Genomic DNA, 14,701 nt, shown 5'->3' with positions numbered 1-14,701 from the left:
ATCAAAGACTCGTTAACGGAGTTCTGAGGTGGATTCACGAGTATCAAAGACTCGTTAACGGAGTTCTGAGGTGGATTCATGAGTATCAAAGACTCATTGTTGCATTCTCAAATATATCTCCTCTAGTCCCCTGCCTCTTCTTCGGGATTGGGGACAAAAAACTAATATTTAAACTGGTTAACAACTTTCTGCAAATCTACTGCCATTCGAGATAGTTCTGTAGCTGCTTCTAAAGTATTACTGGTTCCAGTAGTCATACTTTGAGTATTGAGTGCCACAATTCCAATGTTTTTGGCAATATCTGATGTTCCTTTGGCTGCCTCAGCCATATTTCGACCAATTTCATTCGTAGTTGCTGTTTGTTGCTCAATAGCACTGGCGATCGTGCTTTGGAAGTCGTTGATTTGATTGATAATACTAGTAATCAGAGTGATGGCTTGAACGGCACTTTTTGTATCTGTCTGAATTGCTTCAATTCGCAAGCTTATATCTTCAGTAGCACTTGCCGTTTGTTTGGCTAATTCTTTCACCTCGTTGGCGACAACGGCAAATCCTCTACCTGCATCCCCGGCTCTAGCCGCCTCAATCGTAGCATTGAGTGCTAGTAAGTTTGTTTGCCCTGCGATCGAGGTAATGACTTTAATAACTTTGCCAATTTCGATGCTGCTTTGACCGAGTTTGTTAATTGTCTCATTTGTGCGGTCAGCTGTTTTAACTGCCTCGGTCGTCACCTTTGCTCCTTGGGTAACGGTCTTAGCAATTTCTCGAATGCTAGCATTCATCTCTTCCACCGCAGTCACAACTGTATTGGTATTTTGACTTACCTGTTCAGCTGAGGCGGACGCAGAAGTGGCCTGTTCGGCTGTTTGTTCGGCGTTCTCAGTCATTTCTTTACTGACTGCGGTCAGTTCTTCTGCAGAATATGTAACTGCTGTTGCCACCTCTGTCATCTGTCTGATTGAAGACCTCAAGCTGTTAATCATCTGATTTGCATTATCCGTGAGCTGCTTAAATTCTCCTGCATTGCTTGCCTCAATTTGCTTGGATAAATTTCCTTGAGCGACGGAAAGACTGACCTCATTAATACCTTTTATCTGCTCTCTTAAATTTGTAGACATCTGATTCAAGTTATCGAGCGATTCTTTCCAACTCCCACCTGCTCCTTTGACAACGGCTTGAGAACCGAGCTTTCCTTCGATACCAATCTCGGATGCCAAGCGATTAACTTCATTAGCAAAGTTTTGATTTAAACTCACCAATTCATTAAAAACTGAGACAATTTCACCTAGTTCATTATTCTCATCAGCTAAACGGACGGTAAAATCACCGTTTTTTGCCGCCTTAAGTGCTATTAATAACGCTTGCAATTGCACTTTTATTACACTGTCATCGGTCGGTTGCGAATCTGCACTATCCACCGAGGGAGATTTAGAGTTGGCTGTTTTCCCAGCCCGATTTATAGTCATTGCAAAGCGCTCCTGAATTAATTACTCGATAATCTAATTTGTTAAATTAACATCTAGAATTTTCTCGCCGTCTAAAACTAACAGAAATCCCTCTGGGAGCGGGTAAGCTCCTGCTAGCATTTGACGCATTCTACCTTTTAACGTTGCGGGTGGGGGTTGAAAGGTGTTGTGTGCAAACTCTAAAACATCTCCCACATCATCGACGAGCAGACTAACTATTTCATTATCAGAACATAGAACGATATTAAATCCTTGGGCTGCATCTCCAAGTTTTGTAGTTGATTGTGTCTGCGGCTGGCTCATCTCTAATCGACGCTGCAAATCGATCACAGTAATAATTTGTCCACGTAAATTAATCAATCCACAAATATCTGGTGGTGCCAAAGGTACACGAGTCATTGGTTGGGGACGAATCACTTCTTGAACGTGTTGCACGTCAATACCAAAGTAAACTCCTTTGAGAAAAAATGTGCAAATTTGTTGTTCAGTCATGAGTCGCTAGTTGCAGCAAATGAGGGTTGGCAATCCGAATTACAGTCTCAATGTCTAGAATTTCTGTGATTTTTCCTTGAATTACAGCACAGAAAAGCACACCAGGTCTACTAGGGATACCTTTAATGGTTAGTGGTTCTTCCACAATGTCGAGAATGCGATCAACTACTAGTCCAACACTGAGTTCTGCGTAAGGAGAGACAATAATTATCTGGAGCGTTTCTGCAACTATCGCCAAAGCTTCATCATCAAGGTGATTGCGTTGGCGTAGCCCGCCGTTCGCGTAGCGTCTCGTAGAGAAGGCATCGCTATCAGAAAATATCTTATAAAGATCAATCAGTGGCAGAATTTGATCATAATACTGGAAGACATCCTGATTAGCCACCTTTTCGACAGCAGAAGCAGGAATCTCTTCCAGCCGAAATGCGATCGCCAGTGGAATGCCCATACGTGCGCCTTGGGGGCCTTCAAACAGCAAAATTGTTTGGCGGTCGCCTGCTTGCTCTTGGCTATTTGCAGCATTTTCGCTCAATAACTGCTTTTGTTTAGCGGTTATACCAGTTCGGTTTGCCAGACCAACAACATCAATAATTAATGCCACAGTGCCATCTCCTAAAACGGTGGCTCCTGCAAATAGGGATAGCGCCTTTAACTGTCTTGCCAAAGGTTTAACTACAATATCTTGGATATCTTCGATTGTGTCCACGACCAATCCAAAGCGATAATTATCAACTTCCACAATTACCAAACTGAGTGTTTCTAAGTTGCTGACACTATCCTGTTGCAATACTTGATTGAGGTAAATCAATGGTACAAGATTACCCCGCAAGCGATATACAGGCACATCGTATAATATCTCAATGCTATTGAGTGCTTCTAGGCGTACTAGCTCTTGTAGACTCCCTTGAGAAATAGCATAGCGATCGCCCCCACTAGTGACAATCAACGCTGGAATAATTGCTAATGTCAACGGAATTTTGATTTTGAAGGTTGTTCCTTGTCCCTGTTGGCTGTGAATTTCAACCGTTCCGTTAATCTTCTCAATATTGCTCTTGACAATATCCATCCCAACCCCTCGCCCGGAAAGGTGAGTTACCTGTTTAGCAGTGGAGAAGCTGGATAAAAAAATTAAGTTCATCGCTTCTGATTCGCTCATGGTTGCAGCCTGCACAGGGTTCACTAAACCAAGTTGCTGCGCTCGTCCTTTGAGCCGTTCTAAATTCAGACCGCGACCATCATCGCCAATTTCAATATTGACTTTGCCGCTTTCGTGAAAGGCTCTGAGAAATAGCCGCCCTACGCTTGGCTTTCCACAAGCAACCCGCTCGGCTGGTAATTCAATCCCATGATCGATGCAGTTGCGTAATAAGTGCGTCAAGGGGTCTTTGATTGTTTCAATAATACTTTTATCTAGTTCAGTATCTGCCCCCTCCATTTCCACTTCAACTTCTTTACCAGAAGCGATCGCTAAATCGCGGGTGACGCGAGGGAACTTTTGCCAGATGGTACTAATTGGTTGCAGCCGAGTTTTCATTACCCCTGACTGCAACTCGGCTGTAAGTAGGCTCAGGTGCTGGCAGGTAGCAGCAAAATTATTATCCTTAAATTTTGTACTAAATTCGATTATCTGGTTACGGGCTAAAACAAGTTCACCCACTAGGTTCATCATCTGATCTAGCAGATTAACATTGACTCGGATATAAGCAGATTCTGAGGTTGTCAGAGTTGATATTTCTGTGAGTTCGTGATTGACAGACTCAACAGACTCACTAGCTTCTGCATCTATTTGTAGCGTTTGTGTATTAACAGCAGGCTCATGCGATTGAGAGGCTTTTGGAGTCTGTTTAACTTCTGACAATCGAGTTAAAGCCCCGATCAGTGCTGAATAATTGCGATCGCCTTCATGCTTTGTCGCTTGAATTTGAAACAGCATTTGCCGAATGCTGTCAACTGTCTGTAGTAAAATACTAATAATGTCAGGGGTAATTGCTAGTTGGCGATCGCGCAGACACGAGAGCAAATTCTCCCCAGCATGAGCAAGTGATTCCAAATTAGGAAACGGTAAAAAGCCGCAATTTCCTTTAAGCGTATGGAGTGAGCGATAAATGCGAACTAATGCTTCTCCATTTGCAGATGTTTTTTCTAGCTCAATAATATCGCCTTCAATATGATTCAAGTTCTCATAGCTTTCAACGAGAAATGCTTCTATATCATCGTCAATTTCATTTAACTCCATTGGCTAACAAAGTAAAGTTTTATATATCTATATTTTAATACTAATTTAATATTCCACCTCAGCAATCTCTATCTAAAGAAAGATGTTTGTCTTGTCTCAGGCTGAAGACATAATATTTGCCTTAATGATATAGTTAAAATATAGGCAATTTTCTCGTTGCCATTCAACTCAAAGTTTCAACAATAGTCCTCGTTAAGACAGAGAATGTTACAAGTGCAAATAATACGACGTGCGTTTTGCCCCGCTTCTCTACGAGACGCTACGCGAACGCTAACGTCAGTTTATCAAATCCTACCAACCTTAGTACTACTCAAAAATGTCAAGCAACTATGCTTAAAAATGTATCTTAATGACATGAGCCTTCGAGAAATCTACCATCTAACCTATATTCACCAAACAACAATTTTGCATTGGCAACGGATAGGAAGGCTGGGATAAGATAGGATTTCAAATCCTTAATAAATTTTAAAAAGTTACCATTATTAAAAATTTTAGCTTTACAGTATAGCATTACAGTTTCAGGGAGTTTGATAATTTTTCAGAAACTATCATTTTTAATAATTGTAAAATTATATTTATTATTTGATTCATTTCTTTTAATTAATAATGTATGCAAGTTAGCCGAAATCAAGAATTATTAAGTTAAAGCATAAAAGGACAAAACTGATGGCAGTGGTTTTGATTATCGATGATGCAGCTTTTTCTCGCAGAATGATCCGTAAGTTTCTGCAAGTCGATGGTTATGAAATTATCGAAGCAACTAATGGGCGTGAGGGATTAGAAATGGTTTATAACCATAAGCCAAATTGCCTATTAGTGGATCTTCTAATGCCAGATATGAATGGGTTTGAATTTTTGAAAGCTATGCAAGATAAAGACTTAAAAATTCCCACCATTATCATTTCCGCCGATATCCAAGATGGAGCACGCAATGAAAGCTATAACTTGGGGGCAGTCAACTTTATTAATAAACCGCCAAAAGAAAGTGAATTGCGAAAGGCAGTCCAGGAAGTTCTTAGTACCAAGGAATAAGTTTTCATGAATGTAACAGAAGAAGAACTGGATGCCCTGCAAGAGTTAATTAATATTGGAGTTGGTCGAGCAGCAAGTCTACTGAATGAAATGGTAGACTCTCACATTCGTCTGAAAATTCCAGTTGTTAAAGTCTTAACTGCTAACGAAGCATATCAAGAATTAACAAAACGATTTCATGATGATACATTGACATCTGTAAAACTACGCTTTACAGGCTCTTTCTATGGCACTGCTAGCTTAATTTTTCCAACTGACAGCGCATCAACATTGGTTGCAGTGCTTACAGGTGAAGATCCATCGGCTGACCTAGATGCGGTCAAAATTGGCACTTTGAGCGAAATTGGTAACATTGTCATAAATGGGGTAATGGGTTCACTCAGTAATGTGTTAAAGAGGCATTTAAACTACACATTGCCCGTTTATTTAGAAGATACCCTTGAAAATTTATTATTATCTGCATACGAGAGCGATTCAAAAATCTTACTGGCACAAGCCAGTTTCACAATTGAACGCTTAGAAATTATCGGAGATATTATTTTAATATTTTTGGTGGGCACTTTTGATGCGCTTATGAATGCAATGAAGGAGGAAATAGAAATAATCAAATAATATATAGAATGCTAGCAAAAATCGTTGAAAAAAGTATTAAGATTTGATAATAGAATGATTACAATTGAACAAGCTCAGGAAAAATTTAGCCTTTTAGATAAAATTCCTTTAGGAGCTTTTGTTCTACAGTCAGATTATATTGTTATTTTCTGGAACTGCTGCTTAGAGGAATGGACAAAAATTCCGAGAAGTAATATATTGGGAAATTCTATTCATGAATATTTTCCTCATCTGAATCAACCTCGTTATGCTAGCCGTTTGTACCAAATTTTTCAAGGCGGGCCTCCGACAATCTTTTCTTCTCAACTGCATAAATATATCATTCCAGTACCGATATCCAAAGATAAATACCGCATTCAACATACAACTGTTACTGCTGTACCTGCATTGGATAGTGATAGATTTTATGCTCTGTTTTCAATTGAAGATTTGACGGATTTAACGTTCCGAGTTCAGGAATATAAAAATCTCCGCGATCAGGCTTTAGCAATAGCAGAAGAACGTCAAAAGGCGAAAGAAGTTGCTGAGGCAGCAAACCGGATTAAAGATGAATTTTTAGCAATTGTTTCTCATGAACTTCGTTCTCCTCTTAATCCAATTTTAGGCTGGGCAAAGCTACTGAAAAACCGTTCATTAAACGAAGCTACTACTGTGCGTGCCTTGGAAACAATCGAACGAAATGCTGAATTACAAGCTCAGTTGATTGAAGATTTGTTGGATATTTCTCGCATTCTCCGGGGCAAGCTAGCACTGAATTTAGAAACGGTTAATCTTGTTTTTAATATTCAAGCTGCCTTAGAGACAGTGCAATTGGCAGCAGAAGCAAAGTCCATTCAAATTAATCTTCATTTGGATAAAGAAATTGGACAGGTGAAGGGTGATAGTAATCGGATTCAACAAATTATTTGGAATCTGCTCTCTAATGCTGTTAAATTCACACCATCCGGTGGACAGGTTGAAGTCTACTTAGAACAGATTAATTCTGAGGTACAACTGAGAGTTAGTGACACGGGTAAAGGTATTAGTCCTGACTTTCTGCCATACGTATTTGAGTATTTCCGTCAGGCAGATAGTCGTACAACCCGAAGTTTTGGTGGATTAGGGCTTGGTTTGGCGATTGTGCGTCAACTTGTCGAGTTACATGGCGGTACAGTTTGGGCAGAGAGTTTAGGAGAAGGGCAAGGTGCGACGTTTAGAGTTTGCTTACCCATGTTTCAACATCAGGAATTAGAAAGTGAAAATGACAATGTATCAGACGATTCCTATTCAGCCTCTACACTTTATGCTCCACTAAAAGGAATACGTTTGTTAATTGTAGATGATAATACTGATACCCGTGAGTTTCTGGCTTTTTTATTGGAACAGCAGGGAGCAATTGTGACGATCGCAGCATCTGCCAGTGAAGCACTGACTGCAATTATGCAGTCAAAGCCAGATTTGCTGTTAAGTGATTTAGGTATGCCAGATGTTGACGGTTACACTTTGATTAGAAAGTTACGAGAAATGCCCGCTAACTTAGGTGGACAAATTCCGGCGATCGCTTTAAGTGCTTACGCCGCAGAAACGACACAAAAACAAGTTTTTACAGCCGGATTTCAACTCCATATCGCTAAACCAGCCGATCCTGCCAAATTGGTAGCTGCGATCGCAGCCCTTGTTAAGAATTGACCTTTTAAAAGGTATCAAGTTTGACGCACGCAGATTAAGATAAAAATTCACGCGCTAACAGTGGAATTGTATAGTAGAGGTGTAAAGACATTGTTTGTACGTCTCTAACCTAGTTCTAAACTTGTCACAGCAAAAATGCGATTAATAGGTAAACTAGGAATTTCTTTAGTGTACATCCGAGCAGTTTGAGAGACTGGCTGCAATTGGTAACGTTGAACTAGGTCAATCGCTTGTAGATTTGTATCTGGCACATCAAAAAACACTGAAGCATGAGGATTTTGTGCAAGCAAGGCTTGAAACAATGCTTCAGCAATCTGTTCATCATTAGCAAACAGTGGCCCAACCCTAAAACCTGTATGGGCAGACCGGATAACTCCGTAACCAGCAAGATATCCATTTTTGAGAAACCCGAAAGCAGTACTCTCTGGCTGTTCAATCCAATGTTGCAGAAACAGCGATCGCTTAGAAGGAAAAAATTGGCGATCGTAAGCCACCAACTCTTCAAAAGGCACTGTTTTCAAATCCACGATCCCAGCAGGCACAATACCGCCACCCACCCCTTTATAACGAATATGGTTATAAGCGATTTGGAAACCAGACTTTTTGTAGTTATCTTGTTGAGCTGCTACACCATCCAAGCCAATGTTACGATCAGCACCCAGATAGTCGATTGCTGTCTTCCAAATTTTCATACCCAACCCCTGCCCACGAAACTGGGGTTTCACAATGTAAAAACCTAGAATGCCAAAGTGTGGATCGTAAGCAACAGCAGAAATGCACCCCACCGGTTCACCATTCAACTCACCCAAAAAAAAACCGCTTTCGTCAGTTTGATAAAAAGATTGAGCATCATAGCTTCCTGGATTCCAACCTTCGGTTGCTGCCCAAGTAATCGCCAAATCCATTTCCGACCTGTTCATTGGGCGGACGATAAAGTTGTCAGTGTTCATCATATCTTTTTACTGCTAGGCTGTTAACTATTTAACTTTGCTTTTGCAAACTGAGTGAGAACTCTTAATATTACTTTTTTTATATTACTTTTTTGTATAACTGCGACTTCCAGTCCCTTGAGCATCATTCACTCAAATACTACTGTTCTATTACCATATACTAATACACGATTTTGCAAGTGCGATCGCCATTTTTTTTAGCAGTGATTTAAAGATTTTAGGAAATTCTCACAAATCAAGAGTAAGACTTTGTACGACACAATTCTAAATAAATTAGTCATGCTTTTGTCACAATTTTGCAATAGCTCTGTCAATATAACGTGTGATGCTATAGCTCTGGGTTAAAAAATAGACCCCCTAGACTAAACCCACACGCCAGAGTTTACTGAGAAGAATCACTATAAGGTATTAACCCTTATTTGGATGACTCTTCTAATAGAAATTGTCAGAATTCTCATACTTAGAAGGAACAAAACAGATGAATTGGAAAGTACTTGCTTTGCTCCCTGCCTTGGCTTTAGCTACTGCTGCGCCTGCTTATTCTTTAAGCAATAATAAAAGCCACAAGATGACTACTGCTACCCAGATTGCTCAAAATCCCGGTGGCACCATGAAAAAGCCTAATGCTATGCATAAGCCTAATAGTATGCATAAGCCTAATAGTATGGCAAACCATAGTAGCGTACTGACAGTAGGTAGCAGAGGAGAGGCAGTCAAAAATGCTCAGAATCTTTTAAAGCAGCAAGGATTTTATACCGCAAGTGTGAATGGTGTTTTTGATAACAAGACACGTTCAGCAGTAATGAAATTTCAAAAGTCTAAAGGATTAAGAGCAGACGGAATGATTGGACGCCGAACTATGGCATCTCTCAAATAAAATGGTTTCAGCTTTTTGAGTAGATTTCAAGTAAAACCACTCTACACCTACGATTTTGATAGAGATAAAGACAGTCAATACAGTTCGGATAAGCTCTTGAGACAGGGGAGCAAGGGAGGAAAGAGTTGATGGACAATTGGTTATTTCCCCCTGCTTCTCTTCTAAACTGTCGCGCCTATAAGTTGCCTAATAATCTGTTAGGTAAAACCTGCAAACCTTCTCCTCTGCTCCTCTGCTTACACAGCGATTGATTATTTTTTTAATTATAAGTCCCTAACCGAACGTTATTAAGAATACAGTAAGCTTTCCCACCAAACCCTAAAGTAATCAACAATTAAGCAATAAAGAAAATTATTCTTGCAGACGAGCAATTACACAGTGCATAACTTTAATTTCATTAACAATTCGATCCAGTTCTGTAGAGAGTAGAGTTTGTTCTCGAACGGCTTGTAATGTGGGAGTTAAAGTGTTGGAATTGGTGGCAATCTCTGATAACCGAGCAGTATGTAACTGTCGGATTTGGTTGTGAATTGCTTCGAGATAGCTATCGAGTGCTGGTAATGGTTGGGGTGGCTGTCTCTGTCCAAGGGCATCTGCTAAGTTTTCCAAAACTTGGACAATGGCATCGGCAAGTCGCTTGAGTTCAGTAAATTGGTACTCGCCGCTAAATTCCCGCAGATGTTCTGCCAAAGTTGTTACCGAACTGAAAAAGCCACGAATGTATGCCATCAGCGTCATTACAGGTTCGATTTCTCCGTGAATGTGACGAGGTTCGCTGAACAATCGTTGAGCTGCGGCGTTAGCGTTGACGTTTTCTAGCGCTGCTTGGTGGCGTAGCATGTTGATAGAATCAGCAAACGCATTATGTTCTGGATGGAGATAGTTAGCAATTACCTGTTGAAAGTAAGCAAGATTAGCTCGAATTGTCTTTTCCAGTTGTGCAGGAAGTTGCTGTCGTTCCCAACGCGGGAAAAGCAAATAGCTACCAAGTAGTGCTAAGACACCCCCAGCAAAGCTATCGAAGATTCGCAATACTCCAACCTTCCAGCCACCTGCACTAATTATGTTGAGTAGCAATATGATGGCGGGAGTGAGCAGTACGATGAATATGCTATAGCTTAACGATCGCACCGACATCGCAATAAACACTAGCAGCAGGAAACAAGCTGCACTCGCTAATGAATTCTTAACTAGTAAAATCAGACCAATGCCAATAATTCCACCCAAAATAGTGCCAACGACTCTTTGGACTGTTGTCTGTGACGTTCCCCCAAAGTTAGGTTTAAGTGCAACTAAAGCTGTGAGTGTTATCCAGTAGCCTCTAGGTAGTTGCAATAGTGAGGCAAGTAATTCTGCAAGCGTTGTTATTAGTGCCAGACGCAACGCATGACGAAAGAGGACTGAATCAAAAGTGAAATTATTTCGCAGTGTATCAATAATTGTAGAAGGCTCTGGTTGGGCTGGGGGGGAAATATCTCGCTGGGTATTGCTGTTACGCAGTTTTCCTTGGCTTAAATCTGTAACAATCTCTGCATCAGTATGAATTTGCTCTGCCAGCTTTGTCATACTGGCTGTAATTTTCCTAAGATTAACTAGATCGGAATATTCATCTGTTTGAGCAGTGATGGTTTGATTGAGGACTTGAGAACGCAGAACTTGTCTTTGGTGTTCTAGTACTTCAACACTCCGATCCAGATCCCCTAAGTGAGGTGAGCTTTTCCCTTTAGCAATCGCTTGTGATAACATTCGCAAAGCAATTGCCAACTGTTCTACTACTTGCTGAATTTCTTTTTGTAACCGAGAAAATAGTTGATGTTCGGATGCGATCGCTAACAGTTCGTTCAGTGCTACAACAGAATTGACAATTTGATTTATATCCTCAATTAATACAAGTAACTGATTTCCCCGCAGGTTAGCTCCTTTTTGCCTAGTCCAAATAGTTGTCCAGACGCTACGAGCAGATGTCAAGTTCTGAATAACTGTATCCTGAGCTTGCAAAAATCGCTGTTCCCAATCCTGACGATCCTTTGGATTTAATGCTCTGTAGCCTATCAAGTCCACAAAATTGCTTAATGAGAAATAACAGTTAGCAACTATCTGCATTGCAGGTACATAAGGACGCACCACCCACAGTCCTAAAGACAAGACAGTTGTCCATGTTCCACCAGCCAAACATAGCCCACAGTGTTGAATAAGAGTAGACAAATTAGAAAATGAAGCGAATCTAGCCAGCGCAATCACAAACATAATCGAAGTAATCAAGCTGACAGATGCAGCCACGTTGCCATAGAGATTTGCTAAACCTGTGATAAATATTACCAAGAATGTGGTTGGAATAGCTAACCAGAGATGACTGCTAACCAGACTTGCGATTATGAACATCACAGTTACCCCAATCGTAGCTGCGATCATCGCAATCGCTCGCTGACGGTAGGCTCCGTCAACATTTACCATCCCAACAAACCAAGCTGCCATAGTGGCGATCGCACTTTCAGCAGCATGACCTGTAAGGATTCCAACTCCAATTGGAACACCCAGTATAAAAAGGCTACGCAATCCAGAAGCAATGGCGGGTTTACCTGGTTGGAGTTGAAACTGCTGCAACAACCAACCCAGAGGACGTTTATCTGTAAATGACATTATGAGACTGGCGACTATAACAAAGCGCGATCGCTTCTTAAAGCATTTTAGCCAGATATAACTGAGTGGAGGATGGTTGTAATATGTCTTTTGAGGTCATTGAGTTGCTTAATTTTTGCGTTGGCGAAGCCCGCCGTTCGCGTAGCGTCTCGTAGAGAAGGCATCGCTGGTGCATTTACTGAGAATTACTTCCAGCCCATTCTGTACTTGCTCAAGTTCTTGGCGTTTTTGGTAAATCCACATCTTTTGTGCCTCACGTTGTTCCAGGGTTTCATTGTGAGCTTTTTCCTGCTGTTCGACAAGATTTTCGTAAAGTGCGATCGCTTGTGAGTGTATCATCTTCATCAATTCACCATCGTCAGGAGCAAGCTGAGAGAACCGCTTTCTTCTGAGTAATAGATTAAGGCTTCAACGAACAATCTTCATCGTGTGCACCCCGCGCGTAACCGGAACGGAGTAATTTGTCTTGACCAGTTCGACGCGCTGCGGCTCAGTGCGGCTTTCAACGAGCCGCCAAAAATCTATCGAACCACCCTTTTGCTGCTGGTCGAAATTGGTGAAGTTAGTGACGGCAAGATAGCGACTGGAGTTGTCGAACACTGGTGTTTCTGGCAATACGCCGTCGAACGCGAAATCGCCGACGCGGTTTAAGAAACCGTTTTCGGAATCGAGCCGCAGCAGCGTCAGCGACGAGAAGAATTCCTGACGCGGATCGTTTGGGGCAAACGTGCTGTTTTCAAGATTGGTCGTCACGATCCATCGTCCGTCGGGACTGATGTTTAAGCCTTCAGGGATAAAACCCGTGCTGGCTCGCGCAATCATCCGGTGAATAGGCGCACCGTCCGCCGCTGTATCCGCCGCGAGCCGAATGCTCTGCACCGAGCCGCGCGGCGAAAAGAAATACGAGCCGGGACCGGTGATGGCAGCTCCAGTGTAAGCCGAGTTGATGATGGCGCAGCGTCCGTTCGGAGTAAAACGCATCTGAAACGGATTGAATTCTATCTGAATCGTATTGCCCCAAGGCGCGAGCGTGATGCCGCTTCCATTATCGCTTACTCGAACGAATGAGAGAGTCGGCTTTGTCTCGTTGACCAGCGCGAGAATATTCTCTGTCGGGTGAAACTCGACGTGCGATAGCGAATCGCCCGCCGTCCAGGCAGGAATCTGCGGCACGAGCGGCGCACTCAGTTTGCCATTTTGGAAACGGTAAACGGCGAGCGGTGTGGTTTTGCCATCGCCACCCGGTCTGTATGAAACGGCGACGAGCGTACCGGTGTGGTTGATCGCCACCGCTATCGGCTGCCGAAAGCCTTCGATTTGCTGACTGACGCGCGGACGGTCGGGGTTGGATAAGTCAACGACTGTGATTGTGCGCCCTAAAGGAAGGTCTTTGAGCTTTTGATCTGACCTGCCTGCCGTGCGCTGTCCGAGTGTTTCGATGACGACGGCGTATTTGCCGTTGGGCGTGACGGCAAGAGCCGAGGGAGGACCCGTGACCGAATTGCTGACAGGAATTTCGATCGCTTTCAGTTCGCGCGGCGGTCTGTCCAGGCGAATGACCGAAAGCGCGTCCGCCCCTTCCACCACACCGAGATTGCCGTCAATATACGCCGAAGGTAGCATATCTGCATCCGACACTGAGACGAGCAGGCGACCTTTAAAATCGAATCCCGGCTCGGCAGCGCTTTCCTGACCGACAACTGCAAAGGTCGCGGCAAAGAGCAGCCAAGCAGCGCAATTCATCAAATTCACCAGTTTCATATTTTCCTCATCGTCTAATCTCATCCTACAAAAGCAAATAACTATTTTCTCAAGTCTGCATAAGTGGATTTTTTTGTATAGCTGCGACTTTCAGTGACTTGAGCATTATTTACTCAAATACTACTGTTCTATTACCATATACTAAAACACGATTTTGTAGGTGCGAGCGCACTGCTCTTGCTAATACAACTCTCTCCAAATCTTTGCCTTTTCTCATCAAATCATTAACTTCATCACGGTGGGTAACTCGCACCACATCTTGTTCAATAATTGGGCCTGCATCTAAATCAGGAGTGGCATAATGGGCTGTTGCACCAATAATTTTCACACCCCGTTCAAAAGCTCGGTGATAAGGGTTGGCTCCAATAAAAGCTGGTAAAAAGGAATGATGTATATTAATAATTTGCGGAAATTGACTAATAAAATTTGCACTAACAATCTGCATATATTTCGCCAAGACAACTAAATCTATTTTGTACTGACGTAGTAATTCTAGTTGTTGGGCTTCTTGTTCTGATTTATTATCTTTAGTAATAGGAATATGCTGGAAATCAATATTAAATTGCTCTGCTACTACCTTTAAATTAGAATGATTGCTAATAATTAAAGGAATTTCAGCCACAAATTCTTTAGCGCGTTGTCGCCAAATTAAATCAAATAGACAATGGTCTTGCCGACTTACCCAAATAGCAATGCGTGGTACTGTATCAGAAAAACGTATTTCCCATTTAGCACCTAAAGGTTGTGCGATCGCATTAAAAGCCGGGGCAATAAATTCTCGTGGTAAATTGAACCCATCTAATTGCCATTCAATGCGGGTAAGGAATAACCCAGCAGCAAAATCTGTGTGTTGATCTGCATGGATAATATTACCACCGTTAGAATAGATGAAATTGGCAAATTTTGCCACTAGTCCCCGTCGATCAGGACAGGAAATCAGCAATGTTGCTGTCGGATTTGTCATATA

12 protein-coding genes are annotated in these 14,701 nt (G+C 42.0%); 4 read left to right on the top strand and 8 right to left on the bottom strand.

Translation table 11 applies throughout. The features are described 5' to 3' along the window. Positions 1-161: 161 nt before the first annotated feature. Genes V7L20_RS08830 through V7L20_RS08820 form a run of 3 tightly spaced genes read right to left on the bottom strand, consistent with a single transcriptional unit; the run spans position 162 to position 4,194 of the window. Positions 162-1,466: a methyl-accepting chemotaxis protein gene (locus V7L20_RS08830; protein ID WP_334743711.1), complete on the bottom strand. Its 1,305-nt coding sequence runs from the start codon at positions 1,464-1,466 to the stop codon at positions 162-164. 33 nt (positions 1,467-1,499) lie between these two features. Continuing rightward, a complete protein-coding gene (locus V7L20_RS08825) occupies positions 1,500-1,958 on the bottom strand; it encodes a chemotaxis protein CheW (RefSeq protein WP_334743710.1) in 459 nt (152 codons plus the stop codon). Continuing rightward, on the bottom strand, positions 1,951-4,194 hold the full coding sequence (locus V7L20_RS08820; protein ID WP_334743709.1) for a chemotaxis protein CheA: 2,244 nt from the start codon (positions 4,192-4,194) through the stop codon (positions 1,951-1,953). Before V7L20_RS08820 ends, V7L20_RS08825 begins: the two co-directional genes overlap by 8 nt. A 666-nt stretch (positions 4,195-4,860) precedes the next feature. Between V7L20_RS08820 and V7L20_RS08815 the strand changes: the two genes are divergently transcribed. From V7L20_RS08815 to V7L20_RS08805, 3 genes are read left to right on the top strand one after another with little or no spacing between them, the layout of a single operon-like run. Then, positions 4,861-5,226 (top strand): response regulator, encoded by a 366-nt coding sequence (locus V7L20_RS08815; protein WP_334743708.1) that lies wholly within the window; start codon positions 4,861-4,863, stop codon positions 5,224-5,226. A 6-nt stretch (positions 5,227-5,232) separates the two neighbouring features. Then, positions 5,233-5,838, top strand: a complete 606-nt coding sequence (locus V7L20_RS08810) for a chemotaxis protein CheC (RefSeq protein WP_334743707.1) — start codon at positions 5,233-5,235, stop codon at positions 5,836-5,838. A 54-nt stretch (positions 5,839-5,892) separates the two neighbouring features. Next, complete coding sequence (locus tag V7L20_RS08805; protein ID WP_334743706.1) at positions 5,893-7,506, top strand: ATP-binding response regulator; 1,614 nt, start codon at positions 5,893-5,895, stop codon at positions 7,504-7,506. Between the two features lie 104 nt (positions 7,507-7,610). Here the strand turns inward: V7L20_RS08805 and V7L20_RS08800 are convergent, their stop codons facing one another. Next, a complete protein-coding gene (locus tag V7L20_RS08800; protein ID WP_334743705.1) occupies positions 7,611-8,459 on the bottom strand; it encodes a GNAT family N-acetyltransferase in 849 nt (282 codons plus the stop codon). Positions 8,460-8,934: 475 nt separating this feature from the next. On the opposite strand from V7L20_RS08800, the gene V7L20_RS08795 reads away from it, so the two are divergent. Beyond that, positions 8,935-9,333 (top strand): peptidoglycan-binding domain-containing protein, encoded by a 399-nt coding sequence (locus tag V7L20_RS08795; protein WP_334743704.1) that lies wholly within the window; start codon positions 8,935-8,937, stop codon positions 9,331-9,333. 351 nt (positions 9,334-9,684) lie between these two features. Here V7L20_RS08795 and V7L20_RS08790 read toward each other — a convergent pair whose 3' ends face one another. The 4 genes from V7L20_RS08790 to purU all read right to left on the bottom strand — a co-directional run bounded on the left by V7L20_RS08790 (position 9,685) and on the right by purU (position 14,698). Beyond that, on the bottom strand, positions 9,685-11,973 hold the full coding sequence (locus V7L20_RS08790) for an FUSC family protein (RefSeq protein WP_334743703.1): 2,289 nt from the start codon (positions 11,971-11,973) through the stop codon (positions 9,685-9,687). 108 nt (positions 11,974-12,081) lie between these two features. Further along, positions 12,082-12,312 (bottom strand): hypothetical protein, encoded by a 231-nt coding sequence (locus V7L20_RS08785; RefSeq protein ID WP_334743702.1) that lies wholly within the window; start codon positions 12,310-12,312, stop codon positions 12,082-12,084. Between the two features lie 69 nt (positions 12,313-12,381). After that, the gene (locus V7L20_RS08780; RefSeq protein WP_334743701.1) at positions 12,382-13,734 is read right to left on the bottom strand and encodes a hypothetical protein; all 1,353 of its coding nucleotides are present in this window, start codon (positions 13,732-13,734) and stop codon (positions 12,382-12,384) included. A gap of 109 nt (positions 13,735-13,843) precedes the next feature. Continuing rightward, positions 13,844-14,698 (bottom strand): formyltetrahydrofolate deformylase, encoded by an 855-nt coding sequence (gene purU, locus V7L20_RS08775; RefSeq protein WP_334743700.1) that lies wholly within the window; start codon positions 14,696-14,698, stop codon positions 13,844-13,846. Positions 14,699-14,701 lie beyond the last annotated feature (3 nt).

It is taken from the genome of Nostoc sp. (assembly GCF_036916735.1).
Classification (GTDB): Bacteria; Cyanobacteriota; Cyanobacteriia; order Cyanobacteriales; family Nostocaceae; genus Nostoc.
The sequence above is the reverse complement of the archived record's forward strand: the minus strand, read 5'-3'. Positions and strand labels throughout refer to the sequence as shown.

What these genes read in the sequence shown, in the direction of transcription:
- V7L20_RS08815 (WP_334743708.1), top strand. Translation starts at nt 4,861, where the DNA reads ATGGCAGTGGTTTTGATTATCGATGATGCAGCTTTTTCTCGCAGAATG.
- V7L20_RS08790 (WP_334743703.1), bottom strand. Translation starts at nt 11,973, where the DNA reads ATGTCATTTACAGATAAACGTCCTCTGGGTTGGTTGTTGCAGCAGTTT.
- V7L20_RS08825 (WP_334743710.1), bottom strand. Translation starts at nt 1,958, where the DNA reads ATGACTGAACAACAAATTTGCACATTTTTTCTCAAAGGAGTTTACTTT.
- V7L20_RS08800 (WP_334743705.1), bottom strand. Translation starts at nt 8,459, where the DNA reads ATGATGAACACTGACAACTTTATCGTCCGCCCAATGAACAGGTCGGAA.
- V7L20_RS08830 (WP_334743711.1), bottom strand. Translation starts at nt 1,466, where the DNA reads ATGACTATAAATCGGGCTGGGAAAACAGCCAACTCTAAATCTCCCTCG.
- V7L20_RS08785 (WP_334743702.1), bottom strand. Translation starts at nt 12,312, where the DNA reads ATGATACACTCACAAGCGATCGCACTTTACGAAAATCTTGTCGAACAG.
- V7L20_RS08810 (WP_334743707.1), top strand. Translation starts at nt 5,233, where the DNA reads ATGAATGTAACAGAAGAAGAACTGGATGCCCTGCAAGAGTTAATTAAT.
- V7L20_RS08795 (WP_334743704.1), top strand. Translation starts at nt 8,935, where the DNA reads ATGAATTGGAAAGTACTTGCTTTGCTCCCTGCCTTGGCTTTAGCTACT.
- purU (WP_334743700.1), bottom strand. Translation starts at nt 14,698, where the DNA reads ATGACAAATCCGACAGCAACATTGCTGATTTCCTGTCCTGATCGACGG.
- V7L20_RS08805 (WP_334743706.1), top strand. Translation starts at nt 5,893, where the DNA reads ATGATTACAATTGAACAAGCTCAGGAAAAATTTAGCCTTTTAGATAAA.
- V7L20_RS08820 (WP_334743709.1), bottom strand. Translation starts at nt 4,194, where the DNA reads ATGGAGTTAAATGAAATTGACGATGATATAGAAGCATTTCTCGTTGAA.
- V7L20_RS08780 (WP_334743701.1), bottom strand. Translation starts at nt 13,734, where the DNA reads ATGAAACTGGTGAATTTGATGAATTGCGCTGCTTGGCTGCTCTTTGCC.